This is a genomic window from Caproiciproducens galactitolivorans (genome assembly GCF_004768785.1).
Lineage (GTDB): Bacteria > Bacillota > Clostridia > Oscillospirales > Acutalibacteraceae > Caproiciproducens > Caproiciproducens galactitolivorans.
Map to the genome: position 1 here is coordinate 92,829 of NZ_SRMQ01000002.1, position 26,762 is coordinate 119,590.

Annotated in this window: 24 protein-coding genes; 12 read left to right on the top strand and 12 right to left on the bottom strand. The window is 48.0% G+C overall.

All coding sequences use genetic code 11. The features are described from left to right. Positions 1-454: 454 nt before the first annotated feature. The 5 genes from CAGA_RS03000 to CAGA_RS12950 all read right to left on the bottom strand — a co-directional run bounded on the left by CAGA_RS03000 (position 455) and on the right by CAGA_RS12950 (position 2,882). Positions 455-850, bottom strand: coding sequence for a NifB/NifX family molybdenum-iron cluster-binding protein (locus tag CAGA_RS03000; protein WP_135657580.1), 396 nt, complete (start codon positions 848-850; stop codon positions 455-457). A 1-nt stretch (position 851) separates the two neighbouring features. Next, positions 852-1,688: an Mrp/NBP35 family ATP-binding protein gene (locus tag CAGA_RS03005; protein WP_135657582.1), complete on the bottom strand. Its 837-nt coding sequence runs from the start codon at positions 1,686-1,688 to the stop codon at positions 852-854. Beyond that, entirely contained in the window at positions 1,685-2,092 is a 408-nt protein-coding gene (locus tag CAGA_RS03010; protein WP_330566953.1) for a DUF134 domain-containing protein, read from the bottom strand. Before CAGA_RS03010 ends, CAGA_RS03005 begins: the two co-directional genes overlap by 4 nt. Positions 2,093-2,284: 192 nt before the next feature. After that, the gene (locus tag CAGA_RS12590; RefSeq protein WP_167875139.1) at positions 2,285-2,455 is read right to left on the bottom strand and encodes a hypothetical protein; all 171 of its coding nucleotides are present in this window, start codon (positions 2,453-2,455) and stop codon (positions 2,285-2,287) included. Further along, positions 2,445-2,882 (bottom strand): transposase, encoded by a 438-nt coding sequence (locus CAGA_RS12950; protein WP_135657584.1) that lies wholly within the window; start codon positions 2,880-2,882, stop codon positions 2,445-2,447. Before CAGA_RS12950 ends, CAGA_RS12590 begins: the two co-directional genes overlap by 11 nt. 471 nt (positions 2,883-3,353) lie before the next feature. Here CAGA_RS12950 and CAGA_RS03020 point away from each other — a divergent pair, with 471 nt between their 5' ends. The 3 genes from CAGA_RS03020 (at position 3,354) to CAGA_RS03030 (ending at position 8,640) form a co-directional block, all read left to right on the top strand. Next, the gene (locus CAGA_RS03020; RefSeq protein ID WP_135657586.1) at positions 3,354-3,590 is read left to right on the top strand and encodes a FeoA family protein; all 237 of its coding nucleotides are present in this window, start codon (positions 3,354-3,356) and stop codon (positions 3,588-3,590) included. Between the two features lie 78 nt (positions 3,591-3,668). Then, a complete protein-coding gene (feoB, locus tag CAGA_RS03025) occupies positions 3,669-5,828 on the top strand; it encodes a ferrous iron transport protein B (RefSeq protein ID WP_135657588.1) in 2,160 nt (719 codons plus the stop codon). 148 nt (positions 5,829-5,976) lie between these two features. Further along, positions 5,977-8,640 (top strand): translation factor GTPase family protein, encoded by a 2,664-nt coding sequence (locus CAGA_RS03030; RefSeq protein WP_135657590.1) that lies wholly within the window; start codon positions 5,977-5,979, stop codon positions 8,638-8,640. A gap of 76 nt (positions 8,641-8,716) precedes the next feature. On the opposite strand, the gene CAGA_RS03035 is transcribed toward CAGA_RS03030, so the two are convergent. The 6 genes from CAGA_RS03035 to CAGA_RS03060 form a co-directional block, all read right to left on the bottom strand. After that, positions 8,717-9,766: an NAD(P)-dependent alcohol dehydrogenase gene (locus tag CAGA_RS03035; protein ID WP_135657592.1), complete on the bottom strand. Its 1,050-nt coding sequence runs from the start codon at positions 9,764-9,766 to the stop codon at positions 8,717-8,719. A 17-nt stretch (positions 9,767-9,783) separates the two neighbouring features. Beyond that, positions 9,784-11,280 (bottom strand): xylulokinase, encoded by a 1,497-nt coding sequence (gene xylB / locus CAGA_RS03040; protein WP_135657595.1) that lies wholly within the window; start codon positions 11,278-11,280, stop codon positions 9,784-9,786. Between the two features lie 27 nt (positions 11,281-11,307). Next, entirely contained in the window at positions 11,308-12,279 is a 972-nt protein-coding gene (locus tag CAGA_RS03045) for an ABC transporter permease (protein ID WP_135657597.1), read from the bottom strand. Positions 12,280-12,282: 3 nt separating this feature from the next. Further along, complete coding sequence (locus CAGA_RS03050; protein ID WP_135657599.1) at positions 12,283-13,773, bottom strand: sugar ABC transporter ATP-binding protein; 1,491 nt, start codon at positions 13,771-13,773, stop codon at positions 12,283-12,285. 76 nt (positions 13,774-13,849) lie between these two features. Next, entirely contained in the window at positions 13,850-14,965 is a 1,116-nt protein-coding gene (locus CAGA_RS03055) for a substrate-binding domain-containing protein (RefSeq protein ID WP_167875140.1), read from the bottom strand. Positions 14,966-15,179: 214 nt separating this feature from the next. Continuing rightward, on the bottom strand, positions 15,180-16,382 hold the full coding sequence (locus tag CAGA_RS03060; protein ID WP_135657603.1) for an ROK family protein: 1,203 nt from the start codon (positions 16,380-16,382) through the stop codon (positions 15,180-15,182). A gap of 297 nt (positions 16,383-16,679) precedes the next feature. Between CAGA_RS03060 and CAGA_RS03065 the strand changes: the two genes are divergently transcribed. The 6 genes from CAGA_RS03065 to CAGA_RS03090 all read left to right on the top strand — a co-directional run bounded on the left by CAGA_RS03065 (position 16,680) and on the right by CAGA_RS03090 (position 21,126). Then, positions 16,680-17,525, top strand: a complete 846-nt coding sequence (locus tag CAGA_RS03065) for a PRD domain-containing protein (protein WP_167875141.1) — start codon at positions 16,680-16,682, stop codon at positions 17,523-17,525. A gap of 153 nt (positions 17,526-17,678) precedes the next feature. Next, positions 17,679-18,347, top strand: coding sequence for an N-acetylmannosamine-6-phosphate 2-epimerase (locus CAGA_RS03070; RefSeq protein WP_135657612.1), 669 nt, complete (start codon positions 17,679-17,681; stop codon positions 18,345-18,347). A 13-nt stretch (positions 18,348-18,360) separates the two neighbouring features. After that, entirely contained in the window at positions 18,361-19,878 is a 1,518-nt protein-coding gene (locus CAGA_RS03075) for a PTS transporter subunit EIIC (RefSeq protein ID WP_135657614.1), read from the top strand. Positions 19,879-20,045: 167 nt separating this feature from the next. Further along, a complete protein-coding gene (locus CAGA_RS03080; RefSeq protein ID WP_135657616.1) occupies positions 20,046-20,519 on the top strand; it encodes a PTS sugar transporter subunit IIA in 474 nt (157 codons plus the stop codon). Positions 20,520-20,576: 57 nt separating this feature from the next. Next, on the top strand, positions 20,577-20,855 hold the full coding sequence (locus tag CAGA_RS03085; RefSeq protein ID WP_135657618.1) for an HPr family phosphocarrier protein: 279 nt from the start codon (positions 20,577-20,579) through the stop codon (positions 20,853-20,855). 13 nt (positions 20,856-20,868) lie between these two features. Beyond that, positions 20,869-21,126, top strand: coding sequence for an HPr family phosphocarrier protein (locus CAGA_RS03090; protein ID WP_135657620.1), 258 nt, complete (start codon positions 20,869-20,871; stop codon positions 21,124-21,126). 86 nt (positions 21,127-21,212) lie between these two features. Here the strand turns inward: CAGA_RS03090 and CAGA_RS03095 are convergent, their stop codons facing one another. Next, positions 21,213-22,409, bottom strand: a complete 1,197-nt coding sequence (locus CAGA_RS03095) for an EpsG family protein (RefSeq protein WP_135657622.1) — start codon at positions 22,407-22,409, stop codon at positions 21,213-21,215. Positions 22,410-22,585: 176 nt separating this feature from the next. Between CAGA_RS03095 and CAGA_RS03100 the strand changes: the two genes are divergently transcribed. The 3 genes from CAGA_RS03100 to CAGA_RS03110 all read left to right on the top strand — a co-directional run bounded on the left by CAGA_RS03100 (position 22,586) and on the right by CAGA_RS03110 (position 26,725). Beyond that, positions 22,586-23,980 carry an undecaprenyl-phosphate glucose phosphotransferase gene (locus tag CAGA_RS03100; protein ID WP_135657624.1) on the top strand — a complete coding sequence of 465 codons (1,395 nt, stop codon included), beginning with the start codon at positions 22,586-22,588 and terminating at the stop codon, positions 23,978-23,980. A gap of 213 nt (positions 23,981-24,193) precedes the next feature. Further along, positions 24,194-24,673 (top strand): RrF2 family transcriptional regulator, encoded by a 480-nt coding sequence (locus CAGA_RS03105; protein ID WP_243112924.1) that lies wholly within the window; start codon positions 24,194-24,196, stop codon positions 24,671-24,673. 150 nt (positions 24,674-24,823) lie between these two features. After that, positions 24,824-26,725, top strand: coding sequence for an acyl-CoA dehydrogenase family protein (locus CAGA_RS03110; protein ID WP_135657626.1), 1,902 nt, complete (start codon positions 24,824-24,826; stop codon positions 26,723-26,725). Positions 26,726-26,762: the final 37 nt, after the last annotated feature.

Sequence of the window (26,762 nt, forward strand, 5' to 3'; positions counted from 1 at the left end):
GAATTTGGGATACTCCCATTTTAACGGTAGAGGGTATCTATAATGTTTATTAATCTATAAATGTATTTACGAGAATTATAATTTGTAGTTGTAAAAAATAGATACCCATCCGTTCTCACACCTTTACCCCGACACATGTTGAGTGTGTAGTATTGATGTCAAGGGCAAAAGAGTGAGTGTGTGAAAAAGCCTTATAAATCAATACTTTTAGCACATCTGGTTATGAAACCCACAAGCCGAAAACGAGAAATTTTCACTTCACGGGAATAAGTCCATAAAGGCCATATTTGATAGTTAAGTGATCAGGTTAGAGGTTGTGTGGTCAGGTTGGATGTTGTCATAAATTAGTTTGTTTTTAGAAAGAGAAGTTTTTATATTTGATTATGAAGATAAAAAAGAAGCTCACCAAGAATTGCCTCAGTCGAGCTTCTTTTTTTGTTAATAGAATTCTTTTTTAGTTTCCACAATGATGCTCTCCGCATCCCTGTTCGCCGCAGTTGTCTCCATTGTGTTCGCCGTGATGGTCGCAGGTCGCTTCTGAATCAAATTCCAATTCTCCCGAAAGGAATTGTTCAACGGCTTTATCTGCATCGCCAGATACCCCGCCGTAGAGTTCAATACCAGCTTCAGCTAGTGCTCTCTTTGCTCCTCCACCAATACCACCGCAGATAAGTGTATCCACACCTATCTTTTTAAGAATATCAGCAAGTGCGCCGTGGCCGCTGCCATTTGTGTTGACGGTCGTGGATACTGAAACCTTACCGTTTTCAACATCATAGACCTTAAATCTTTCGGTGTGTCCGAAGTGCTGGAACACCTGCCCGTTTTCATACGCTACCGCTATTCTCATGTTACATTTCCTCGCTTTCTAATAGTTTCATTATATTGTTAAGCCAGTTTCCGTCGAACAACTCGATCATTCCCGAGTCACATGCAGCTGCCAGTTTCGGGTCAATGGGCAGCTTAGCAATTGTACTTATTCCGAATTTTTTGGCGATGGCATCAATATGGCTCTCACCAAATACGTAGTACTCCTTACCACAGTCCGGACAGGTTACATAGCTCATATTCTCAACCAGAGCAAGTACCGGAATATGCATCATCTGCGCCATATTTACCGCCTTCTCAACAATCATGCCTACCAATTCCTGGGGTGAAGCGACAATAATGAGACCGTCCACCGGGATAGACTGGAAAACAGTTAGAGGTACATCGCCAGTTCCGGGCGGCATATCTATGAACATATAGTCTACATCACCCCATATCACATCTGTCCAAAATTGCTTTACTGTTCCGGCGATAATAGGTCCACGCCAAATAACAGGGTCTGTTTCATTCTCTGTAAGAAGGTTTAAGGACATTACGGATATGCCGGTCTTTGTTTTCACTGGATATAACCCAAGTTCGCTACCTGAGGCTTTTTCGTGAAGCCCAAATGACTTGGGGATAGAAGGGCCTGTAATATCAGCATCAAGTATGGCAGTTTGATAATTGCTCCGCTTTGTAAGTACTGCCAACATAGAGGTGACAAGGGATTTTCCAACTCCGCCCTTACCGCTAACAACGCCAATAACCTTCTTGATATTTGATAATTCATGAGGTTTTTCCCTGAAATTCGTTTGTTCCTGTGTTCTTTCTGAGCAACTGCTCCCGCAGGTCGAGCATTCATGTGTGCATTCTTCACTCACTTTTCATCATCTCCCAAATGACATCTTCTTTTATGACAGTGACCACATCCACAGCTGGAGTGTTTTCCATCGCAGAGGACATAATCACCGCCATTGATAGATAATTCCAAACCGTTAACAAGGACTTCTGCTAACTTCATACGAGCGCTGTTGTAAATTGCTTGAGCAGTCGTCCGGGCGACATTCATGCGTTCGGCACATTCTTCTTGACTAAGTTGTTCCAAATCAATAAGCCTTATTGCTTCAAATTCATCCACTGTCATTACGACAAGCTTTCTTTCGGTGTTCCCGTTTCCTAGTGGGCCGAAGTTTCGGTTACTGGGCATACAGCAGACACGCCGACATTTTTTAGGTCTTGGTATGATCATCATCCCCTGCAAAAAACTATAATTGGCATATGCCATTAACTATAATAAATAATACTGCTGTTTATGGCATATGTCAATAATTGTTTTAAGTTTGTGCTGAAATTTTTAAGAGACTTTTTTACGTTTAAAATGTATACCGCAAGAGGTGTGCATTGTGATAAAGAATTTCGTATTGTTAAGTTAGGGAATCTCTGATTTAATTTTGAGATATCGGAAGATGTTGGTTATTCAGAGGTTCCCTAAGGAACCTCTGAATAAATGGCCAATATCTTCAATTTCACTCAGGTCTGAGCCAAGTTTGCTGAATTTCCCCCAAAAATGGTGTTTTTCCGCCGTTTCAACTTCATTTTCTCTTGTGCGCCCGTCAAAAAGGCGCACTATGCCCTTGTCAGGTTTCACGTAGACTTCGCCCGGCTAGTGCGAGAGCATACAGATTGGCGCAGGCAAACATGGCATACAGCCGGTTTTCATTCTTTTTCAATCTGCGGTACCGGGGCTTTTGATACCCAAACTGACATTTGATAATGCGGAAATCATGTTCCACTTTGCAACGTACAGAAGATTTGCGATGTTCGATCATACGCTCCCAGTCCAGCGCATGGTCAGAAACCTGTGGAAAACTGTGCGGTCTGTGGTTGATACGATAGTCGATGGCGGCTAAATGCGCATTTTCCTGAATCTCCGGTCGATTCTGTATGCCGAGATATCCGGAATTGCCGTAAACAACGAAATCATCATCCCGGATGAGTTTCGGCGCAACGACCACATCATGCACATTTGCAGCCGTTACCTCAATGGTGTGAACCAGCCCGCTGCCCGCATCCAAACCCGGCGTGACATTTCATGCCGAACTGCCATTCATTGCCTTTCTTCGTTTGGTGCATCTCCGGATCGCGAGCGTTTTCTGTATTCTTCGTCGAACTGGGAGCGTTGATAATTGTTGCGTCAACAATTGTTCCACCCCTCATCATGTGGCCGGTTGCCACCATCACCCGATTAATGGCGTCAAAAAACAGCTTGTTTAAGCATCCTTTTTTTCAATCAGTTCGATTGCAGCCTTTATGATCCCTTTTTTGGCCAATCCTTTTCGCGGCATATCCACACCTCAAAACGAATACCACCACTTTCCATCCGTTTTTCAATGGGGCGGTAGTGAACGCCGCCGAGAGTGGAAGACGAAAGGTGTTACGAATAAGGAAGAGACGAAAATCGCTTATAAAGAAGGAACAATGTTAGCAGAAACAACATATCTTAGCTTAAAGAAAGATTTATAAAGGCAAATAGGGAGGCCGTTCTTTTGGAAAACAAGGAAATATCATTAGACCGCTTACCCATTGGAACAAGGGCGAGCGTTACATCGATACGGTCGAACGGCGCGCTCAGGCGCCGTATGCTCGACCTTGGCGTCATCAGCGGGACAGAAATAGAACCGCTATATACCAGCCCGTCCGGGAATCCGGTCGCCTATCTGATACGGGGCGCCGTTATCGCGTTAAGGTCGGATGTCTCGTCAAAAATTATGGTGAGCGCATAAATAAAAGAGGGCTGTTTCAGTAAGAAAACGCTGAAAAGCCCTCCTTCTATATTTTATTTTACAGTTGAGGTGGCGATCATGGGGTTATCGGGTGATTCGACCGGTACGGGGGTCCTGAAGTGCTGCGACGGAATTCTGCAAATTGAAAAGGACAGCGAGGAAGATAGAGTCATTGCTTTGGCAGGAAACCCAAATGTAGGGAAAAGTACGGTATTTAACCAGTTGACGGGCCTGAACCAGCACACGGGGAACTGGCCCGGCAAGACAGTTGCAAATGCGCAGGGAAAATATTATTACGGCGGAAAAAATTATATTTTAGTCGACATACCGGGGACGTATTCCTTAATGGCGAATTCGGAGGAAGAGGAGATCGCCCGCGATTTTATCTGCTTCGGGGAACCGGACGCAACGGTTGTTGTGGCGGACGCAACCTGTCTGGAGCGCAATTTGAATCTGGTGCTTCAAACAATGGAGATTTCAAAAAATGTCGTACTTTGTGTAAATTTGCTGGATGAGGCGAAAAGGAAGAAAATAAGAATCCGGTTGGATGTGGTGTCCGAGAAATTGGGGATACCGGTCGTCGGCACAAGCGCGCGGAGCGGGAAAGGGCTGAACAGCTTAATGGAGGCGGTTTCCGCCCTGACTTCGCAAAAAAGCGAACCGCATCCGCTTGTTATCACCTATGGCGAGGAAATTGAGAAGGCCGTTTCCATTCTGGAACCTGCCGTGCAAAAGGCTTTGCAGGGGAAATTAAACAGCCGTTGGGTGGCTTTAAAGCTTTTGGATGGGGATTCCGGCATTCTAAACGCATTGAAAAAACATCTTCAATACGATATCCTCGCCAATCGGGAAATAACGGAATGCCTGGAAAAGGCATGGGAATCGCTCGATGAAAGCGGGATCCCGCGCGAGATGTTCCGGGACAAAATCGTTACGAAAATCGTACAGACCTGCGAAGAAATCGGCCGGAGCGCAGTTGTTTATGAACGGCAGGAATATGCCGCCCGCGACCGGAAAATTGATAAAATACTTACTTCAAAATTAACGGGCATCCCGATTATGCTGCTCTTGCTTTGCGGCATATTCTGGCTGACGATCACAGGGGCGAATTATCCGTCGGAGCTGATCGCAAATGGCCTGTTTTGGGTGGAAGACCGGTTGTCCCAGATTTTCACAGCGGCCAATGCACCGCTTTGGGTAAAGGGACTGCTTATAGACGGCTGCTACCGGACGCTGGCATGGGTGGTTTCCGTTATGCTGCCGCCAATGGCTATTTTCTTTCCGCTTTTTACCTTGCTGGAGGATTTGGGATACTTACCGCGCGTTGCTTTCAATCTGGATAATTTTTTCCGGAAAGCGTGCGCGCATGGCAAACAGTCACTAAGTATGTGTATGGGATTTGGGTGTAACGCCTGCGGCGTGATTGGCTGCCGGATTATTGATTCTCCCCGCGAGCGCCTAATCGCAATCCTTACCAATAATTTTGTTCCGTGTAACGGGCGGTTCCCAACGCTCATCGCAGTAATCACCATGTTTTTTGCGGGCGGGGCCGCAGGTACTTTTCAATCGTTGGTTTCAACGCTGATGTTGACCATGGTCATTGTTTTGGGCGTAGTCATGACTTTGCTCATTTCAAAACTGTTGTCGAAGACGATTCTGAAAGGGCTGCCGTCCTCCTTCCATTTGGAGCTTCCGCCGTACCGCAAACCGCAGATCGGAAAGGTAATCGTGCGCTCCATCTTTGACCGTACGCTCTTTGTCCTTCGCCGGGCGGCGGCGGTTGCGGCGCCGGCCGGGCTGGTTATCTGGCTGATGGCGAATCTGAAAGCGGGTGATTCCAGCATTCTTGCGCTATGCGCGGATTTCCTTGATCCGTTTGCGCGGTTGATCGGGCTGGATGGCTATATCCTCATGGCTTTTATCCTGGGTTTTCCCGCCAATGAAATTGTGGTTCCCATTATTATTATGAGCTATATGGCGACCGGCGCTTTAACGGATTATGAAAGCTTGGCGCAATTGCACACCCTGCTTATCGACCACGGGTGGACCTGGCTTACGGCTGTCTGTGTAATGCTGTTTTCTTTGATGCACTGGCCCTGCGGCACAACATGCCTGACGATAAAAAAGGAAACGCAGAGCATGAAATGGACCTTGCTGGCCTTCGCGCTTCCTACGGTTACCGGATTGGTCGTATGTTTTTGCGTGGCGAATACCGCCCGGTTTTTTGGGTTAGCTTGAATCGGAGGAACGGGCTGTTTATGCGCAAGTTTTTGTGCTTTCGGTACGGATGAAGTGGATGCGCGCGATTGCGTCCTCCGCCGGATCATGGTATATTAAATCTGCCGGGTAAAACCGGCAAATGAATTTGTTATTTGGTGGAAAAAGTATGAAAAAGCTGGTTGTTGGGATATTAGCCCACGTGGACGCGGGAAAAACCACCCTGTCGGAAGGGCTGCTCTATCGGAGCGGGCGCCTGAAAAAGCTGGGGCGGGTCGATCATCAGGATTCGTTCCTGGACACCAATGCCCTGGAGCGCGAGCGGGGCATTACGATTTTTTCCAAGCAGGCACTGCTCACGCTGGGGGAGATGGAAGTCACGCTGCTGGACACGCCGGGCCATGTAGACTTTTCCAGCGAAATGGAGCGGACTCTGCAGGTGCTGGACTACGCCATTCTGGTCATCAGCGGAACGGAGGGCATACAGGGGCATACTCTGACGCTGTGGAAACTGCTGGGGCGGCACGGTATCCCGGTTTTCCTGTTTATCAATAAAATGGATTTAGCCGGCGCTGACCGGGCCGCTTTGCTGGAAAATCTAAAACAGAGATTCCATGACGGCTGTGTGGACTTCGGCGCGACGGGGGATTCCTTTTGGGAAAACGTGGCCATGTGTGACGAGGATGTGCTGACCGGTTATTTGGAGCAGGGCGAGGTGACGGACAACGAGGTTGCCTCCCTGATCGCGCGGCGCAGGCTGTTTCCCTGCTATTTTGGTTCCGCGCTGAAGCTCGACGGGGTGAACGCTTTTCTGCAGGGGCTTGAACGCTACACACGCTGTCCGGATTATCCGCCTGCGTTTGGCGCGAAGGTCTTTAAAATTGCACGTGACCCGCAGGGGAACCGGCTTACCTATATGAAAATTACCGGCGGAAGCCTGAAGGTAAAAATGCTGCTGACCAACCGGCGGGAGGGCCTTCCGGAGGAGGAAGTCTGGGAGGAGAAGGTCGACCAGATCCGCATTTATTCCGGTGCGAAGTACGTGACCGCAGACGAAGCTCCCTCCGGTACGGTTTGCGCGGTGACCGGGTTGAGCAGGACGTATTCGGGCGAGGGGCTGGGAATTGAATATGCTTCGGAAAAACCGGTACTGGAATCGGTTTTGACCTATCAGGTGCTTTTGCCCGACGGATGCGACACGAACGCCGCGCTTTTGAAGCTGAGCCAGCTTGCGGAAGAAGATCCCCAGCTCCGTATTTTTTGGAACGAGCACCTGCGGGAAATCCATCTTCAGATTATGGGAGAGGTGCAGCTTGAAATTTTGAAGCGGCTGATTTCAGAGCGCTTCGGCCTGGAGGTGGAATTCGGCCCCGGAAACATTGTCTACCGCGAAACGATTGCGGCGCCGGTGGAGGGGGTGGGGCATTTTGAGCCGCTCCGCCACTATGCGGAGGTTCACCTTCTGATGGAACCGGGCGAACGGGGAAGCGGGCTTCAGTTTGATACCGTTTGCAGCGAGGACATGCTCGACCGGAACTGGCAGCGCCTTGTCCTAACCCATTTGCAGGAACGGACGCACCTTGGCGTGCTGACCGGTTCCCCGATTACGGATATGAAGATTACGCTTGTGGCGGGGAAAGCGCACGAAAAACACACCGAGGGCGGCGATTTCCGGCAGGCGACCTATCGCGCGGTGCGGCAAGGGCTGATGTCAGCCGAGTGCATCCTGCTGGAGCCATGGTACGACTTCCGGCTGGAAATTCCCGCTGATTATGTGGGACGGGCGATGTCGGACCTGTTGCGGATGTCGGGAAATGTTGCCCAGCCGGAGACCATCGGGAACGAGGTGGTCCTGACCGGTTCCGTCCCGGTGGCGGAGATGCGGAGCTACGCTTTGGAACTTACCTCCTATACGAAGGGGCGGGGAAGGCTCTCCTTCACGCTGAAAGGATACGAGCCCTGCCATAATCCGGAAGAAGTCATTGCGGCAATCGGCTACGACAGCGAGCGGGACACGGAAAACCCGGCGGATTCCGTTTTCTGTTCCCATGGCGCCGGAGTTGTGGTCAAATGGAATGAAGTGCGCAAGCATATGCATGTGGAAAGCTTCCTGAAGCCGGAAGCGGCGGAAGAGGAGCCGGAAAAACCCCCGTCCGCCACGCGGCGCGCGCCGGCCTATACCGGTTCCCTGGAGCAGGACAAGGAACTGAAGGCCATCTTTGAAAAGACGTACGGACCGGTGAAGGAGAGGCATTTTTACCGGCAGCCGCGGCAGGAAATGGAGCAACCATCGGAGGAGCACGCCGCCCAATCCCGGGCTGCCAGCCATGAGTATTTATTAGTGGACGGTTATAACATCATTTTTGCATGGGAGGAATTGAGCCAGGTGGCCCGGGACAGTTTGGATACTGCCCGCAATCTTCTGATGGACATTCTCAGCAACTATCAGGGTTTTAAAAAGTGCAATGTGATTTTGGTTTTTGACGCTTATAAAGTCCCGCATAATACGGGGAAAGTCGTCCGCTACAACAATATTCATGTTGTATTTACAAGGGAAGCGGAAACGGCGGACGCGTACATTGAAAAGGTTACCTATGAGATTGGGAATAAGCACCGCGTTACGGTGGCCACCTCGGACAGCGCGGAGCAGCTCATTATTTTGGGGCATGGCGCCCTGCGCCTTTCCGCAAAGGCTTTTCGCGCGGAGATTGAACGCACCCAAGGGCAGATTTTGCGGATTCTGGCCGCAAACCGTTGGGAAGGGCAAAAACAGCCGTTTAACCTTCCGAAGGCAAATACGCAGGGGACGGGCCTCAAGCGTGGGAAAGAATAAAATGCAGGCCCCGAAATTCCAATTTCGGAATTCCGGGGCCTGTTTTAAGGGATTTATGAGAAGATTGTTGCTTTCTTTATTTCGCGATCCGGATGACAGATTTTACAATATTTGCTTTGTCCTTCACGCTTGAATCCATTGCGTTCTGAATGTCGTCAAAATCAAAGATATTGGTTACGATTCCGTTCAAATTTATTTTACCGCTTGCAACCGCTTCAATTGCCATGGGATAAATGTTGCGATAGCGGAAAACGGTCTTAAAGGTCAGTTCCTTGTCAAGAGCAAGGCTCATCGGCATATTGATATAGCCTGTTTTTCCGTATCCTACCAGAACAACATTCGCACCTTTTTTCGCCATGAAAACAGCCTGTTGCGAAGTGGTTTCCGTGCCCGCGGTCTCAATAATTACATCGGCGCCCTTGCCGCCGGTCAATTCCAGCACTTTTTTTACGGTATCCTCTTTGGCGGCGTTGATCACGCCCGTTGCGCCTAGCTCCATCGCCTTGTCCAGACGTTTTTGCATAACGTCCGAAACGTAAACCCTAGATACGCCCAGCGCTTTTAGCGCCATCATGGAAACCAGACCGATACATCCGGAACCGAGTACCACGGCGGTCTGGCCCATGTGGGCGCCGCCCTGCCGCGCGGCATGAAATCCAACGGCCAACGGCTCGATCAGCGCTCCTTCCATCGTGCTTACGTTCTCCGGCAGCTTAAAGCACAGTTCCGCTTCGTGTGCGACATACTCCTGAAATACGCCGTCAAACGGCGGGGTGGCGAAGAATTCCACATCGGGGCAGAGATTGTACCGGCCGGATTTGCAAAATTCACAGTGGCCGCAGGTTTTTCCGGGTTCCAGCGCCACACGGTCCCCGACCTTCAAATGGGTAACATCCTTGCCGACTTCTACAACAACGCCTCCCGGCTCATGCCCCAGCACAAACGGGGGATTTACCTTGATGTCACCGATACAGCCCATTTCATAAAAATGAAGGTCCGAGCCGCATACGCCGACATATTCCAGCTTTATCAGTACTTCGTTGTCCTTCGGAACAGGGATGTCTCTTTCGACGAAGCCCATTTTTCCGACCCCGTTCATGACTGCAACTTTCATTTTCCCTTCCATATTGATACCTCCATTATTTATTTTCCGACTTCCGCTTCAAATAAATCCTTTGTTCTGCTGTATAATTCCTGATATATTTCGTAGGAAGTTCGGTATTTAACCATTTTGCTCATATTGGGATAATAGACCTTGCTATCGAATGTAATATACCGGTTGCAGGCTTCCTGTATGCTGCCGAAGATGCCGGTTCCTGCCCCGGCCATAATGCATGCGCCAAGACAAGCCTGCTCCTTTACGCAGCTTACATGGACTTCCTTTTCAAAAATATCCGCCTGTATCTGAAGCCACACATCGCTGGAGGCTCCGCCTCCCGAAGCAATGATACGGTTGCCCTTGATTCCGATTTCGTCAAAGATTTGCAGAGAGTCTTTTAGGCTGAAAGCGACTCCCTCCATAACAGAGCGGATTATGTGCCGGTTATCGTGGCGGAGTTGCAGGCCGAAAAACATTCCCCGGGCTTTCGGATTCATATGCGGTGTTCGTTCACCGGATAGATAGGGGAGATAAATTAGCCCGTCGCTGCCGGAATCAATTTCTCCTGCCATATTGCTCATCAGCTTGTAATCCTTTATGTGCAGCACTTTGTTTTTCAGCCAGTTTAGGGACATACCGCTGCACAGAGCTGCTCCGTAAACCGTGTAGGCCTTGTCAATGGAATGGCAGAAGGTGTGTGTGCGCAGCCCGGAATCATATACGTCCTTTTTCGAGTAGGTGGAAATCTGCCCGCCAGTTCCAATGTTGGAAATGATCAGGCCCTCCCGGACCGCGCCATTTCCAATGCTCTGCGCCGGCTGGTCGCCGGAACCGTAAATAACGGGGATACCCGCCCGAAGCCCGGTTTCCTTCGCGCATTCTTCCGTAATATATCCGGCAATTTCCGTCGCCTCATGGCACGCTGGGAAAATAGATTCCGGAAGTTCGAAGCGCTTGAGGATATCCCATGCCCAGTCCCTTTTGCCAACGTCAAAGGCAAGTGAGGCGGACGCGTCCGACGTATCCGTTCCGAAATTCCCGGTCATTTTCAGCCGGATATAATCCTTGGGATGCAGTAGTTTATAGGTTTTCCGGAAAATGTCGGGCTCATTCTCTTTCACCCAGAGCAAAGAGGGAAAAGCAAAACCGGTAAATGCGCGGTTATGGAAAATCTGTGCCATTTCCTCCAGCCTTAGTTTTTGGTTCATTTCCTCTAGCTGCTTTTCCGAGCGCTGATCCAACCAAATGATAGCCGGCCGAAGCGGGATCCCGTGTTCGTCGGTTATCACCAGCCCGTGCATTTGTCCGGAAAAGCCGACCGCAGCAATGGAATCAAACGCTTCACCGTGCTGTTCTTTCAGCTTTTTAAATATGGTTACCGCAGCGTCCCACCACATTTCGGGGGCCTGTTCGGCGTAATTTGCATGGGGTATGCTTACCGTATAGCTTTGCGCAGCCACGTCGAGTACTCCGTTATCGATATCCAGCAGCATGGCCTTTATACTGGAGGTCCCCAGATCGATTCCTAGAATTGTCTTCATGGTTTTCTCCTTTAATGATGGGTTGTTTTAAGCTGTTTCCTTTTTTGAAGATGTAAAGATCTGAAGAAGCACGGATGCAATGATAATCAGGCCTTTAATAACATCCTGCGGATAAGACGGGACGGAGAGGAGGTTCATAATATTTCCGATTAAGGCAAGAACCAGAACACCGACTACGGTTTTCACCGCAGAGCCCGTACCGCCGGAAAGGCTGGCGCCACCGATGACACAGGCGGCGATGGCGTCTAGCTCAAGGCCTTCGCCATAAAGCGGGGTGCCGATACCGGTTCTGGAAGCGGCCATTACGCCGCCGAGCGTAGCACACAGGCCGGAAATCGCGTAAACAGCGATTAAGTAGTAATTCACACGTATACCGGAAAGGCGCACACAGTTTTCATTGCTGCCGGTTGCCAAAACAATCCGCCCGAAGGAGGTGCGGTTAATAACGAAAGCAAAAATGGCTACGACAACCAGCGCCAATACAAGAAGCAGCGGGATAATATGGGCGACGGTATTCTGCCCAAGCTGGCTGATGGTGTTGGAGGGGGTGCGGATGGGGGAGCCGTTTGAAAGAATAAACGCAGCACCCCGGATAATCGTCATCATCGCCATGGTTACGATGAAAGCCGGCATTTTGAATTTGGCAACCAAAACGCCGGAAAGCGTTCCGCAGACCAGCCCCAGCGCGACATCCAGTAAAATCGCCGGGATCAACCCAAGGCCGGAGTTAATGAAAATCGCCACCAGAACGCTTCCGCAGGCGAGATAGGAACCGACCGACAAATCAATTCCTCCGGTTGCAATCACAAGCAGCATGCCCATGCTCACCACGGTAAGCGCCGCGTATTGTCTGCTGATATTGAAAAGGTTCGTGAGAGTGAGGAAATCAGGCGATATCACCATGCAGATAATCAGGCAGACCGCAAGCATTAAATAGGTATTATATTTCTTGATAAATTCCGTAATGGAATTGCTGTATTTTTTTGCATCGGTTTTCATTTCTTATTCCCCCACACATAATTTCATGATATTGACGTCCTGGAGATCTTCTTTCGGAAGCTCCCCGGTGATGCTGCCCCGACGCATGACATAGACCCGGTCGCTCATGTTGAGAATTTCCTCCATTTCGGAAGAAATCATAATAACCGCGATACCGGATTCGGCCAGATCGTTGATGATTTTATAGATTTCCGACTTTGCGCCCACGTCCACGCCCCTGGTGGGCTCGTCAAGAATCATGAGCTTGCAATCTGCGGCAAGCCATTTGGACAAAGCCACCTTTTGCTGGTTCCCGCCGCTCAGGCTGGAAACCTTGTCGCTCAGGGCATGGTACTTTGCGCTGACTTCCTTCAAAATGCTTTCCGCAAGGCCTTTATCCGCTTTTTGACGGATAACAGAGGCCTTTGTTACTTTTTTCAATGCTGTCAGGGTTACGTTATTTCTAATTGGCATATCAAGCAGGATCCCCTGTTGCTTGCGGTCTTCCGGCAAAAAGCCGATTCCGTTTTTTACCGCCTCATAGGGACTCTTGAATACCACTTCTTTTCCAAAGTAAGTAATGGTTCCGCTGTCTATTTTATCCGCACCAAAAATTGCGCGCATGGTTTCCGTTCTTCCGGCGCCGACAAGTCCGCTGAAGCCTACCACTTCACCTTTCCTTATATTAAAAGAGATGTTTTTTACCATTCTGCCGGCGTTCAGATTTTTTACCTCAAGCACAATATCGCCGATTTCCGCGTTGCGCTTGGGGAAAAGCGTGGTTAATTCCCGTCCGACCATTTTTTCAATCAGCTCGTCTTTGCTGATGTTTTTTGTGTCGTAATCGCCTATGTAACAGCCGTCTTTCATAACCGTGATTTTATCGCACAGCTCAAAAATTTCCTCCAGCCTGTGGGAGATGTAAATAACCCCCATGCCCTGATCCCGTATATTCCTTAATAATACAAAAAGCTTTTGGATTTCATTAAAGGTCAGGACAGCCGTCGGTTCATCCAGAACCAAAATTTTTACATTTCTTGATAAGGATTTGCAGATCTCAACCACCTGTTGGTACGCTACGGATAAATCCATAATGCGTGCGTTCGGGTCGATGTCACCGAAGCCCAACTTGGTCAGGATATCCTTTGCGTCCTGCTTTAGCTTTTTCCAGTTGATAACTCCTCCCTTGGAAGAGAGCCTGTCTATAAAGATGTTTTCCGCAACGGTCAGATGCGGAGCCAGCATGAGTTCCTGATGGATAACGGAGATTCCCAGTTCCCTGCTGACTTTCGGAGAGGAGATTTTCCGAATCTTGCCGTCAATTTTAATCGTGCCTTCATCGCTTGGGAAAGCGCCCGCCAGAATGTTCATCAGCGTGGATTTTCCCGCGCCGTTTTCACCAATCAGGGCATGAATTTCTCCTTTCCCCAATTTGAAATTCATATTATCCAAAGCCTTTACTCCGCTGAAACGCTTTGAAATATTCTCCATCTCGACCAGATATTCGCTGCCCATTCCTATGCCTCTCTTTCAAACTGTCCTGCCCAAATTGGGCAGGACAGAACATGTGGACTCAATAAAATTCATTCGATTAGAAAATAGCATTCGGATCATAGAAGGTGCCGACATTGTCTTTGTTAATGCAAACAGGATCGGTGTTTACGGTAGCGCCAAAGGATTTCTTATCCGCGCCTTCCACTAAGAGTTTCGCTGCGACTTCAATTCCCTTTTTCGCAACCAGGGTCGGGCTGTTCAGGCCGGTGGCCTTGTAGGCGCTGTCCTGCTTAATCAGTTCAAGTGCACCCTTCATACCGTCTGCAGCCGCGAAAATCTTAATTTGGTTCAGCTTGCCCGCGTTTTCAATGGCCTTTTTCGCACCGATCAGCATGCTGTCATTCTCACCGATCGTGCAGTTGATGTTCGGGTTTGCAACAAGGATATCTTCCATAGCCGGAAGGCCTTCGTCGGTTGTCCAGTTGCCCCAGCCCTGTGCAACAACTTCAAAATTTGCCTTCTCGTTGAAAGCTTTGCCCTTGTCGGTTAATTGCTGTTCAAATGCTTCGGCAAGCTTCCATGCTTCTTCCTCTGTGCAGCCGATACGGCCTTCCAGGAAACCGCAGAACAGGCCGACTCTTCTGTCCTGCCCGCCGGGGTTGCCTTTGTTGCCGCTTAATAGGGCTGCAGAAATTTTGGTCGCTTTGTCGTATTGCTTTGCGCCGTACAGACCGACAACTCTTCCGTTTGCGCGATCTGGGGCAGAAATGCTCGTGACAACCGGGGCGGATTTATCAACATGGCTGTCGATTCCAATGACCGGTATGCCCGCGTTGGTTGCTTCCTCAATGCTTAAGGTTGCAGCTTGGGTATCAACAACATTGATGAAAATCAAGTCATAGTGCTGGGAGATGAACGTTTCCATGTTTTTCTGTTCGTTTTCAATCTTGTTTTTTGCGTCGAGTACGGTTACTTCAAATCCCTTTGCTTTGCCTGCTTCTACAAGGCCATTCGCAAGCGCTGTCTGGAACTCATTTTCCAACGTCTTCTGAGCAAATCCGATCTTGAACGTTTTCTTACCGGAAGCGTGGGATGTGGCCGTGGGCTGTGCGGAAGCGCCCCCGGATGACGAGGCGGTTGAACTGCTTGCGCAGCCGGTTACCATACTTCCAGCCATGATGACTGTTAAAATAGCTGCTAAAAGTTTTTTCATGTAATTCTCCTCCTGCATTTTCGATTAAATCAATTAAATGAATTAATCAATTTTATGGTTTTATTATAACACCCGGTGTTTAAATGTCAATAGAAAAGTGAAAATCCTTAAAATTTTTATTGATAATGGATGAATAATACGATTTTAAGCAAAATAAGGACCTCTGTGCTGTGCAGAGGTCCTTTAAAGAATTGATCTGTTTTTTGCAAATCCGTTAAGGATGAATATTTTCTTCGATAAAACGGGCGGGGTTTTCAAACACCTCATTAATCGCAACAATCGCGGCGCCATGCAGAATGGAATCGTTCTTAATGTTGCTGAATCCAATTTTAAGATTTTCCCATACTTCGGGGATTACCCGGCTTTTCACGGTTTCGCAGACGGTATTGTACATCAGGCTGGGGTTGATATGTGCCATTTCATCGCCCAAAATAATCATATCTGGGTTAAAGTTATTGACGATGTTTACAATGCCGATCCCCAGGTACTCGCACGCCTCGGTAAACTTCTGCAGGCAGAGGGGGTCGCCCTGTTTCGTCAATTCCTTTATCTGTTCAAAAGTATATTTTTTCTTTGTTGCCTCATTAACGGCGTTTGTAAACGCAATAGAGGAGCAGTATTTTTCAAGGCACCCGGTGTTACCGCAGGAGCATTTTAAACCGTTGAAATTAATACAGGTATGACCGATTTCTCCCGCGGTTCCCAGCGAACCCTTCATTACCTCGCCATCGATCATAATGCCGGCGCCGATTCCCTGCCCTACCGCGACATAGATCAGCACTTCACATTCAGACGCTTCCTTTGAATGCCATTGCTGTGTGTAAACGCCCGCGTTCGCGTCGTGTTCCAATATAACTGGTATATGATAAAGCTCTTCCAGCTCTTTTTTAATTAAAATATGCTTCCAGCCCTCGGCTTCCGTCATCAGTCCGATGCGCCCCTCTTTTTGAATGAACGGGCCGGGAATGGCAACGCCGATAGAAAGAATAGTATAGGATCGGTTCTGATTCAGGAATTCTTGTATCATATTTTTAATATTTGAAAAAATATCCTTCGGCTGCTCTTCCAAATTGGTTTCCACCCGTTGCAGTTGATGCATTTTCCCTGTTAAGTCAAACAGGCCGACGGAATAGTATTTGCGGGCAATCCGTACGCCGATTACGCGGAAGGTGTCCGTATTAATAGCAATCCCGATGGAGCGTCGCCCTTTGCTTCCGTTTAGGAAACCGACCTCTTTTACAAAGCCCCATTTGATAAAATCGTTAATGATATTCGTAACGGTGGCCTGCTTTAAACCCGTTGTGTTCGCCAACTGGACCCGGGAGCACATGCCTTGTTTGCGAAGCAAACTGATAATAAGCGACCGGTTAAATCCTTGGATGGTATCTTGGTTGATCCCTTTGTTTCTCTTTTTCATTGTTTCACCAAACCTAATATAATAAATTGAATTAATTAATATCTTAGTTTAATTATATATATTATGCATTCCTTGTCAACAAAAGATTTTCGTTTCTCATAAATATTACCGGCTTAATAAGTGTTCAATCCGCACAGAAATTTTAAAATGTTATTGACATCAATGTAGAAATATGCTAACTTATATATGTAAACGAAAAGCAATATGATAATAGGTGTGTTACTGATTCGTCAGGCATTAACCGGATTTTCTTTGTCCGTGTTAATGCTTTTTTGTTTATGGTGGGGTGGTGGCAGGATGACGGAAGTATATCGTATTTTACGTGTGATGAATAACAATGTGATTCTTGTCCGCAGGAAATCAAAGGATACCCAGTTGGTTCTGATCGGGAAGGGGCTGGGTTTTAAACGGAAACCCGATATGGAAGTTGAGATCGATTCCGAACAGATTGAAAAATCTTTCCTTGCTTATGATACAAAAGGGAAGAACGATTATCTCACTCTTATTGAGAATTTGGACGATAAACTGATCGGGCTTTGTTCCGAAATCACTTTGCTGGCGGAGAAAAGGATGGGTCGGTTAAACGAAAATTTGCTGATTGTTTTAACCGACCATATTGGGTTCGCAATCGAACGGATAAAAAAAGGTATTGAGATTCAGAACCCGTTTGTCTATGAAATTAAGAATCTGTATCCGGAAGAGTTTCGGGTCGGGCTTGCGGCAAAGGATCTGATCAAGGAACAGATGGGGATCGAAATCAACGACGACGAGGTTGCCTTTATTGCCTTGCACCTTGACGCGGCAAAGCTGAATATAAAAGCATCCGATTCCTTTAATAAAACCAGGATTGTGAAAATGATGGTTACTTCGCTTGAAGAAAGCCTGGGGTTACAGTTTGAAAAAAATCTTACCTATATCCGGCTGATCAGCCATTTCCGTTCCAGTCTGGATCGTGTCGAAAAAAAGATTCCGGTTGACAACCCGCTTCTTCCCACGATTAAAAAGAGCCTGAAAAAGTCCTATGCTTTGGCAAAACAGGTGGGGGAGCTTGTAAAAAAGGAAGCCGGCTTTACCCTGCCGGACGGGGAACTGGGCTATCTGGCCATTCACATAGACCGCATATGCAGAACTACGGGGCAATGAAAACTGAATTTCCTTTTATGTTACTGTTGAATCAGGCATAAACTTTACAGAAATGTATGGGTTTATGCCTTTTTTATTCCAATTAATACAGAAAGAAGTGAGCGGTTATCGGTGATTAAAAGGGGAGCTTGATTAAAATAAAGGAGGGCTAATATGCTTGAGAAAGTAAAAGGAAAACTGATCGTATCCTGCCAGGCGCTTGAGGACGAACCGCTTCACAGCTCGTTTATTATGGGCAGGATGGCGCTCGCGGCAAAGCAGGGAGGCGCCGCAGGAATACGGGCGCAAAGCAAAGAGGACATTGACGAAATTATCAAAGTAACCGGGCTTCCGGTGATCGGCATTGTGAAGAGAAATTACAAGGATTCTGAAATTTATATTACGCCGACAAGAAAAGAAGTGGAAGAACTCCTCGCAACCGGCAGCGAAATGATTGCGCTGGACGCTACGCTGCGTGACAGGCCGAACGGGGAGAAAATAGAGGACCTTCTGAAGCTCATTCACGACAACGGCAGGCTGGCAATGGCAGACTGCTCTACCTATGAAGAAGTTCTGCATGCGGAAAAATTGGGCTTCGACTGTGTATCCACCACATTGTGCGGCTATACGCCCTATTCGGAAAATCTGCCGGGACCGAATCTGGAGCTTATCAGGAAATTAAGCTCTGTTTTGCATGTCCCGCTGATCGCGGAGGGGAAAATCAATACACCCCAGGATTTAAAGGCTGTGTTTGAAGCCGGGGCTTATTCCGCGGTAGTCGGCGGAGCGATTACCCGTCCGCAAAATATTACAGCGAAGTTTACCGAAGTATTAAATCGATAAGGGAGGCGTATTCATGTTTAAACAATTGCAGAAAATAGGAAAATCTTTTATGCTGCCCATTGCTATTTTACCGGCGGCGGGCCTGCTCCTTGGTATAGGAAGCGCTTTCAGCAACCCTGCAACCATCGCGGCGTATCCGTTTTTGAACAATCCCGTTGCGCAGGCAATCTTTCAAATTATGAACAGCGCGGGAAGCGCCATATTCGGCAATCTGGCGCTGCTTTTGTGTATTGGCCTATGCATCGGCCTTGCGAAAAGCGACAAGGGCACGGCGGCTTTGGCCGGCCTTGTGGGCTATCTGGTTATGACGGCGACCATATCGGTTATGCTGACGATTCTGAACCCGAAGGGCAACGCGATCGACACGGGCGTAATCGGCGCGCTGGTCGTAGGGGCGGTTGCCGTTACGCTGCACAATAAATACCACAACATTGAACTGCCGGCTGTTCTGGGATTTTTCGGCGGTTCCAGGTTTGTGCCGATCATTACCTCCTTCGCGGCGATTTTTATCGGAATGCTGTTTTACGCGATCTGGCCGCCGATTCAGAACCTGCTTACAAATGCGGGGCAGGGTATCGCCTCTATGGGCGTTTTCGGTACATTCCTTTACGGCTTTTTAATGCGGCTTTGCGGCGCGGTCGGTTTGCATCATATGATTTACCCGATGTTTTGGTATACGCAACTGGGCGGCACGGAAGTGGTCGCGGGGCAAACCATTGCGGGCGCGCAGAAGATTTTCTTCGCACAGCTTGCGGACCCCACCCATGTGGGTCTGTTTACCCACGGAACCCGTTTCTTTGCGGGCCGTTTCGACACGATGATGTTCGGCTTGCCGGCTTCCTGCCTTGCAATGTACCACTGCGTTCCGAAGGAAAGAAGGAAGAAGTACGGCGGGCTGTTCCTCGGCGTTGCGTTGACTTCCTTTATTACCGGAATTACGGAGCCGATTGAATACATGTTCCTGTTCGTAAGCCCGCTGCTCTATGTGTTCCATTCTTTCCTGGATGGCCTTTCCTTTCTGGTTGCCGACTTGCTTAATGTCCGTATTGGCAACACATTCTCCGGAGGCTTTATTGATTTCACCCTGTTTGGAATCCTGCAGGGGAACGGAAGAACAAACTGGGTGTCGGTTGTGATCGTGGGTATCTTCTGGGCGCTGCTGTATTACTTCAGCTTCCGTTTCTTTATCACGAAGTTCAATATTATGACGCCCGGCCGTTCCGATGAGGATGAAGGAGCCGCTTCGGTATCCGTTTCCAATGCGGTCGCTTCCACAAAGACCTCGATTCATGATAAGGCAATGGACGTAATCGCAGCTTTTGGCGGAAAAGAAAATATGGAAGAAGTGGACGCCTGCATTACACGCCTGCGCGTGTCCGTAAAAGACATTGAAAAAGTGGATAAGGAAAAGCTGAAAGAGCTTGGCGCAACCGATGTTTTGGTAATCGGGGACGGGATTCAGGCCGTGTTCGGAACAAAAGCGGTTATCTTGAAAAATTATATTGTGGACATTTTGGGTATAGACTCATAAGAGCAATTTCGGCATGCACGGGATCCTTTTCAGCGTGAATCAAATCCACGCTGAAATCCCCCTCTCACTTCGTCAGTTGTTTCTAATGCGCTGCGAAAAGCCGGGCGGCTTTTTGAATTTACCAACGATCCCATTACGTTGGGTTGACAATAATGGAGGATATCACAATGTTACATTTATTCAATAAACAAGTTCTGATCGGGTCGCCGGTAAACGGAAAAGTCGTGGACCTTAATGAAGTGAATGACCCGGTCTTTTCGGGAAAAACACTTGGGGACGGCTGTGCCGTTATTCCGCAGGGAAATCGGATTTGTTCGCCTTGCAACGGAAAAATTATTCAGATTATCGATACCAACCATGCTTTTTGCATTCTGAGTGACGACGGCCTTGAAATATTGGTCCATATCGGTTTGGATACCGTCAAACTGAAGGGAACCGGTTTTAAAAGGCTGAAAGAGGAAGGCATGCCTGTGAAAATGGGGGAACCCGTTATGGAAGTGGATTTATCCTATCTGTGTGAGCAGAAAAAGGAAAGCATAACCCCGGTTGTGATTACAAATATGGAAAAGGTGGCATCCTTGAAGATTGTAAAAGGAACAACCGATTCTTCAGGCACCATTATGAAAGTGAAGCTAAAGTAGGGTGATAGATTCCTATTTCTCGATCTTCAAGAATAAAAAAGCTGGGAGGGGAACGGAATGATACGGGTTAAGATTACGGATCGAAACGGCTTGCATGCAAGGCCGGCGGGCCTGGTTACCAGTATTGCACAAGCGTACCCCGGAGAAGTATTTTTGGAAAAGGGACATGAACGCTGTAACGCAAAAAATATTTTCGCAGTAATGGCGTTGGAAGCAGAATACGGGGATTTTGTGAACGTGATCGCCTGCGGAAAAAACAGCGAAAAGATTGAAAAAGAAATCGAAAAAGCAATCCAAGGCTTTGATGAGGCATCCTCAGGGGAAAGAAGTTTTTAGACAGGAGATTTTTATGCAGCAGTTTTTCTATACCGTGAAAGATGAAAACGGGCTTCACGCCCGCCCGGCAGGCCTTTTGACGCAGTGCGCCAAAGCCTGCAGCTCGGATATCCGAATAGTAAAGGGCGAAAAATCCGCAGATGCAAAGCGCCTGTTTTCCGTTATGGCCCTTGGCGTTGCCGTCCGGGATGAAATTGCATTCCAAATTGAAGGCCCGGATGAGGAAGCGGACTGCGCCAAGCTGAAATCGTTTTGCGAAGAAAATTTTTAATCGACGGATGTAACACGATATACGCAATTCCCTTAAAGTGAACAGCCCCGGCTCGTATGAGCCGGGGCTGTAATTGTTTGTACGGTTTATTTCTTCGTTAAAAATGTTACATAAGGGATTAGGTTGATCCGGTTTTGAATCAGAATCCACGTGTTGTATAGGAAGCCAACGAAAAGGACGGCTGCCGTTGCGTAATAATAAATATATTTATGCGTGTTAATCTTAATCTGGGTTTGGCGGCGCTCTTGCAGCGCTTTTTTCTTCTGTGCTTTATTCTTGTAAGCTTTTAAGGACTCTGTGGCGGGGACGTCAGCTTGGACGCTTTCTACGCCGACGCTTGCAAGCAGTTCGGGAATCAGCAGAATTGCGGAGGTGAAGAACATCATACCGAACCGCTGGAACAGGAAATGCTGGCAGGTCATGATATAGAGCAGACCGGAATATACGGAGAAGTTTATCAGCACAATATTTGCTTCATCCCGTTTTAGAATGGTATTCTTTACAATTAAGATGGTAACGGTGGTAATCGCAGGAATTGCCGCAGTCTGCCAGTCGCGCCCCAACATATAATACAGGCCTTCTTGCGTGGCGTAATATTGGTATACGTATTTTGTAACGAAATTGAAAAGCGGCCAGGACAGGACCAGGATCAGCGCAGCAAGGGAAGCGTAGGCGGTTAGTGATTTCCAATTGACCTTTATGTGCGCAAGGAAGTAAACCGGAATCATAATGATGATCGCTTTATGGAAACTGGCTGCGAGTAAGATAATCAAAATATAAGGGATCAGTTTCTTTTTCTTTAAGAAATTGATTGCATACAGGAAAATTGCAATGGCGATGGATTGGCGCAAAAAGCTAAGGGAGTTGCCGAAAAAGCCGAAAGAAGCGAATACAAACATTCCCACCCATGGGACAGGGGAGTATTTGTAGAGAAGTACAGCGGTCAACCCGACCGTAAGGATCGAAACAAAGAGCATGAAAATATGTACGTCATCGGTAAATAGGGAAACAAAATAATTAAACAGGCTGTATCCGGGCTCGACTCGATACATATTTGCGTTACTGATCAGGAACGACCAGCCGCCGTTGCGAACCTGCTTAAAATAATCGGCGTATTGTATGTAATCGATCCCGACCGTATCCGCGCGCAGATAAGACATAACGATCATCGCGACGGAGACGATCAATAGAAAAATCGCGTTGTTCCGCTTGCTTTTTTTTATTTCACATAGTCCGAATCCTAAAATGATTATCAATAATAGAAGCAAATTATAAGCTAACATAAATCGGCTTTCTCACCTTTCCAACGTTCTTAAAATTCCCAATTTATTGTTTATTATATCATCCGAGCTGAGAATGTACAAGTAAATAGTATGGAGATATTTTGCGAGAAAACTTGCCATATTGAAACAAATCCTATAAAATATAGGAAAACATTACATAAACAGAGGAAATTCCGATGATTAAGGAAAATCAAAAGATCTTGAAGGCCATTCTTGCATTGCTGGATGCCGGGATTTGCCTGCTTTCCATGGTGCTTGCGTTTTGGCTTCACTTTCTGAATTACCAGGGTTCTTTTTATATCGGATTAAATTATTACCTGCGGTTAATGCTCTATATTATTCCGGTCTATTTCATCATTTATAATTATTTTGATCTTCATGATTCTTTCCGGTACAAATCCATGATTTCTGAAATAGGCAAGATTGTTCAGTCGAATTTTATCGGCGTTATCTTCATCTTTGTACTCCTCTTTTTCTTAAAAGAAGTGCATGTTTCCAGAATGGTCATCCTTCTGTACGGGCTGATCAATTCTTTTCTTTCGTCCTGCAGCCGCGTGACGCTGCGGAAAATATTGCGCAAAATGCGGGCGAAGGGATTTAACCTGAAGCATCTTTTGCTGGTCGGCTGGAATGAGGTATCTGCGGAGTTTTACGACAGGGTCATGGCCAATCACAATCTGGGCTATGATTTTGTCGGGTATTTAAGTCACAGCAAGGTGAACACGGGAGGGCGGAACATCGCTTACGCCGGCGGCTTCGGAACGCTGCCGTCCCTTCTTGAAAAAAAGGGGATTGATGAAGTCATTATTTCGCTGGATTTTCATGAATTTTCCGAGCTGGGGAATATCATCGAGGCTTGCGAAAAGGCGGGCGTCAAATCCAACCTGCTTCCGTTCTATACAAAATATCTTCCGACAAAGCCGTATATCGACGAAGTGGAAGGCATGCCGCTGATTAACATCAGGAAAATCCCGCTGGACAATATGCTGAACAGCTTTTGCAAGCGGCTTTTGGACATAACCGCTTCCTTAGTGGCGCTTATCGTGTTTTCGCCGGTTCTGCTGCTTACCGCCATAGGGGTAAAACTTTCCTCCCCAGGACCGGTAATTTATAAGCAGGAGCGCATCGGAAGGAACAAGCGCCCGTTTTATATGTACAAATTCCGTTCCATGAAGGTGGGCGACGGGAATTCGGATATGACGACATGGGGCACGAAAAACGACGACCGCAGAACTAAATTCGGCTCCTTTATCCGGAAGTGCAGCATTGATGAATTGCCCCAGCTTGTCAATGTGCTGAAAGGGGACATGAGCCTGGTCGGCCCCCGCCCGGAGCGCCCTTTTTTTGTGGACAAGTTTCGGGAGGAAATCCCTCTGTATATGCTAAAGCACCTTGTCCGGCCCGGAATTACCGGCTGGGCGCAGGTGAATGGCTGGCGGGGAGATACCTCAATCGAAGAACGGATTAAATGTGATATTTATTATATTGAAAACTGGACCTTTCTGCTTGATATCAAAATTCTTTTTCTTACGGTTTTTAAGGGCTTTATAAATCCAAGCGAGGAAATCTGAATTCGCTTGATAATAATTAGGAAGTAGGCTGCTATGGAGGGTTCTGTAAAAAACAGTAAAAAATTTTACCAAAAATCCAGCAGGGAAGCGGCAGGAAACGCCGCTTCCTTTTTGCGTTTTCCGCGAAACCGTAACTCGGATAATTCAGCCCGGCTGGTTTGTGTCTTCCAAATCCCTAGGCTCAAAATAACTGAAAAAAATTTAATTTTATACTTGACAATATTTATCCAGTATGCTATAAATAAATTACAAGAAAGAAATATTGATGAAGGAGAGAGCAATCTGCTGATTACAAGAGAAACGGATTATGCCTTGCGCATTCTGCGCGCGCTTTCCGATGGGGAACAGGCAACAGCAAAAGAAATCTGCCGGCGGGAATTGCTCCCGCAGCAGTTTGTGTACAAAATACTGAAAAAACTTTCCCGCGCAGGAATCGTTCAAATCACCCGCGGTGCGGACGGCGGCTGCCGACTGGCGGCGGATCTTCGGAAAGTGAGTCTGTATGATTTGACGCAGGTTATGGAAGACGATAATTATATCAGCGCTTGCATGCAGCCCGGATACCAGTGCGAATGGCGGCAGAAACACAGCCCCAGCTGCAAGGTGAACAAGCAGCTTCTTCAGATTCAAAGCGTATTGGACAGGGAATTCCGCGCACGCAGCCTGTACCAAATGATATATGACAGCGAATAAAGCGAATTTCGAATTTTTTCTTCTGATATCTTCATATTATTTTATCGATAAAAATTGGATAAAAATTATCAAGTATAAATGCGGTGCTTCTGAATTCCGTTTGCTCGTATTCATTCAGATAAATAAATTGCGTCAAGGGAGGAAAAAAGTATGCTTTATAAAACAACGGAGAAGCAGGAAGCTTTTCGTAAGAAGGTCCGCGAGTTCGCGCAGTCGGAGGTAAAGCCCCTCGCGTTTCAGATGGATCAGGGGAACACCTTTCCGACGGAAATTGTCCGTAAGATGGGGCAAATGGGCCTTATGGGAATTCCTTACCCCAAGCAGTACGGCGGTATGGGCTTGGATATGGGTAGCTACGCCATTGCAGTAGAAGAGCTTTCCCGTGTGGATGGCGGTACCGGCGTTATTCTCTCCGCACATGTATCGTTGGGATCTTGGCCGATTTTTGCTTATGGTACAGAGGAACAGAAGCAGAAATATCTGATTCCGCTCGCCAAGGGCGGAAAGCTGGGCGCCTTCGGGCTGACGGAGCCGAATGCGGGCAGCGACGCGGGCGGCACGGAAACAATCGCCGAGCTGCAGGGGGATTATTACATCTTAAATGGTGGCAAGATTTTTATTACGAACGCCCCAGTAGCGGACACTTATGTTGTTTTTGCAGTAACTACTCCGAATATTGGCACGCACGGAATCAGCGCTTTTATTGTTGAAAAGGGCTGGGAAGGCTTTACATTTGGTGATCACTACGATAAAATGGGCATACGGTCTTCTTCTACAGCAGAGCTGATTTTTAATAACGTGAAAGTTCCGAAGGAAAATCTTCTGGGAGAGGAAGGACAAGGCTTCCAGATTGCCATGTCCACGCTGGACGGCGGAAGAATCGGGATTGCCGCACAGGCGCTTGGAATTGCGCAGGGGGCTTATGAAAACGCGCTGGAATATTCCAAGGAACGCATCCAGTTTGGGAAACCCATCTGCCGGCAGCAGGTCATTTCCTTTAAGTTGGCCGATATGGCAACCAAGCTGCGTGCCGCCCGCTTTCTTGTTTACAGCGCGGCCGAGCTGAAGGAAAACCATCAGCCGTACAGCATGGAAGCCGCCATGGCGAAGCAGTATGCGTCCGATTGCTGTTTGGAAATTGTGAACGACGCGCTCCAGATTTTCGGCGGCAACGGGTACCTGAAGGGCATGGAAGTGGAACGCGCCTATCGGGACGCAAAGATATGTAGCATCTATGAAGGTACGAACGAGATTCAGCGGGTGGTAATCGGATCCCATATTATCGGGAAAATGCCGAAAGACAACGTTCCCCGGGCAAATGCGGAGCCGGTAACGGGCGTCCGCAAGAAGATTATTTATAAGGATGGAACCGCGGCGGAACGCGTGGATTCCCTGGTACAGGCTTTAAAAGAGGAAGGCTATGATTTCACCGCAGGAATTGATATCGATACGCCAATTGCTAAAGCGGAGCGCGTCGTAAGCGCCGGAAAAGGAATCGGCGGAATTGAAAACATGGAACTGATCCGCAAGCTTGCCGTTCAGGCGGGCGCGGCGGTTGGTTCGTCCCGTCCGGTGGCGGAAACCCTCCATTATGTGCCCTTAAACCGGTATGTGGGCATGTCCGGCCAGAAATTCAACGGGAATCTGTACATAGCATGCGGCATTTCCGGGGCGGGGCAGCACCTGAAAGGCATTAAAGATGCAGCCACCATCGTCGCCATTAACAACAACCCCAACGCGCCGATCTTCAAAAATTGCGATTACGGCATTGTGGGCGATGTTCTGGAGATACTGCCTCTGCTTACCGCGGCGCTGGACAACGGCGAACCGAAGAAGCCGGCGTCGCCGATGAAGAAGATGAAACGCCGCGCCCCGAAGTGGGAGGATCCTGCGTGGAAGCACTATATCTGCAATGGCTGCGGTTATGAGTACAACCCCGCCGTAGGCGACCCGGAAAATGATGTCCAGCTCGGTACCCTCTTTGAAGACCTTCCGGACGAATGGATTTGCCCGGAGTGCGGAGAAGAGAAGGACCAGTTTATACAAGCCTGATAAATCGGATATGATAGAGTGTAAAGGGGGATTTATC

What these genes read in the sequence shown, in the direction of transcription:
- CAGA_RS03045 (WP_135657597.1), bottom strand. Translation starts at nt 12,279, where the DNA reads ATGAAAACCGATGCAAAAAAATACAGCAATTCCATTACGGAATTTATC.
- CAGA_RS03060 (WP_135657603.1), bottom strand. Translation starts at nt 16,382, where the DNA reads ATGAAAAAGAGAAACAAAGGGATCAACCAAGATACCATCCAAGGATTT.
- xylB (WP_135657595.1), bottom strand. Translation starts at nt 11,280, where the DNA reads ATGAAGACAATTCTAGGAATCGATCTGGGGACCTCCAGTATAAAGGCC.
- CAGA_RS03085 (WP_135657618.1), top strand. Translation starts at nt 20,577, where the DNA reads ATGATACGGGTTAAGATTACGGATCGAAACGGCTTGCATGCAAGGCCG.
- CAGA_RS03110 (WP_135657626.1), top strand. Translation starts at nt 24,824, where the DNA reads ATGCTTTATAAAACAACGGAGAAGCAGGAAGCTTTTCGTAAGAAGGTC.
- CAGA_RS03055 (WP_167875140.1), bottom strand. Translation starts at nt 14,965, where the DNA reads ATGAAAAAACTTTTAGCAGCTATTTTAACAGTCATCATGGCTGGAAGT.
- CAGA_RS03010 (WP_330566953.1), bottom strand. Translation starts at nt 2,092, where the DNA reads ATGGCATATGCCAATTATAGTTTTTTGCAGGGGATGATGATCATACCA.
- CAGA_RS03090 (WP_135657620.1), top strand. Translation starts at nt 20,869, where the DNA reads ATGCAGCAGTTTTTCTATACCGTGAAAGATGAAAACGGGCTTCACGCC.
- CAGA_RS03065 (WP_167875141.1), top strand. Translation starts at nt 16,680, where the DNA reads ATGACGGAAGTATATCGTATTTTACGTGTGATGAATAACAATGTGATT.
- CAGA_RS03080 (WP_135657616.1), top strand. Translation starts at nt 20,046, where the DNA reads ATGTTACATTTATTCAATAAACAAGTTCTGATCGGGTCGCCGGTAAAC.
- feoB (WP_135657588.1), top strand. Translation starts at nt 3,669, where the DNA reads ATGGGGTTATCGGGTGATTCGACCGGTACGGGGGTCCTGAAGTGCTGC.
- CAGA_RS03075 (WP_135657614.1), top strand. Translation starts at nt 18,361, where the DNA reads ATGTTTAAACAATTGCAGAAAATAGGAAAATCTTTTATGCTGCCCATT.
- CAGA_RS03050 (WP_135657599.1), bottom strand. Translation starts at nt 13,773, where the DNA reads ATGGGCAGCGAATATCTGGTCGAGATGGAGAATATTTCAAAGCGTTTC.
- CAGA_RS03070 (WP_135657612.1), top strand. Translation starts at nt 17,679, where the DNA reads ATGCTTGAGAAAGTAAAAGGAAAACTGATCGTATCCTGCCAGGCGCTT.
- CAGA_RS03000 (WP_135657580.1), bottom strand. Translation starts at nt 850, where the DNA reads ATGAGAATAGCGGTAGCGTATGAAAACGGGCAGGTGTTCCAGCACTTC.
- CAGA_RS03030 (WP_135657590.1), top strand. Translation starts at nt 5,977, where the DNA reads ATGAAAAAGCTGGTTGTTGGGATATTAGCCCACGTGGACGCGGGAAAA.
- CAGA_RS03100 (WP_135657624.1), top strand. Translation starts at nt 22,586, where the DNA reads ATGATTAAGGAAAATCAAAAGATCTTGAAGGCCATTCTTGCATTGCTG.
- CAGA_RS03095 (WP_135657622.1), bottom strand. Translation starts at nt 22,409, where the DNA reads ATGTTAGCTTATAATTTGCTTCTATTATTGATAATCATTTTAGGATTC.
- CAGA_RS03035 (WP_135657592.1), bottom strand. Translation starts at nt 9,766, where the DNA reads ATGGAAGGGAAAATGAAAGTTGCAGTCATGAACGGGGTCGGAAAAATG.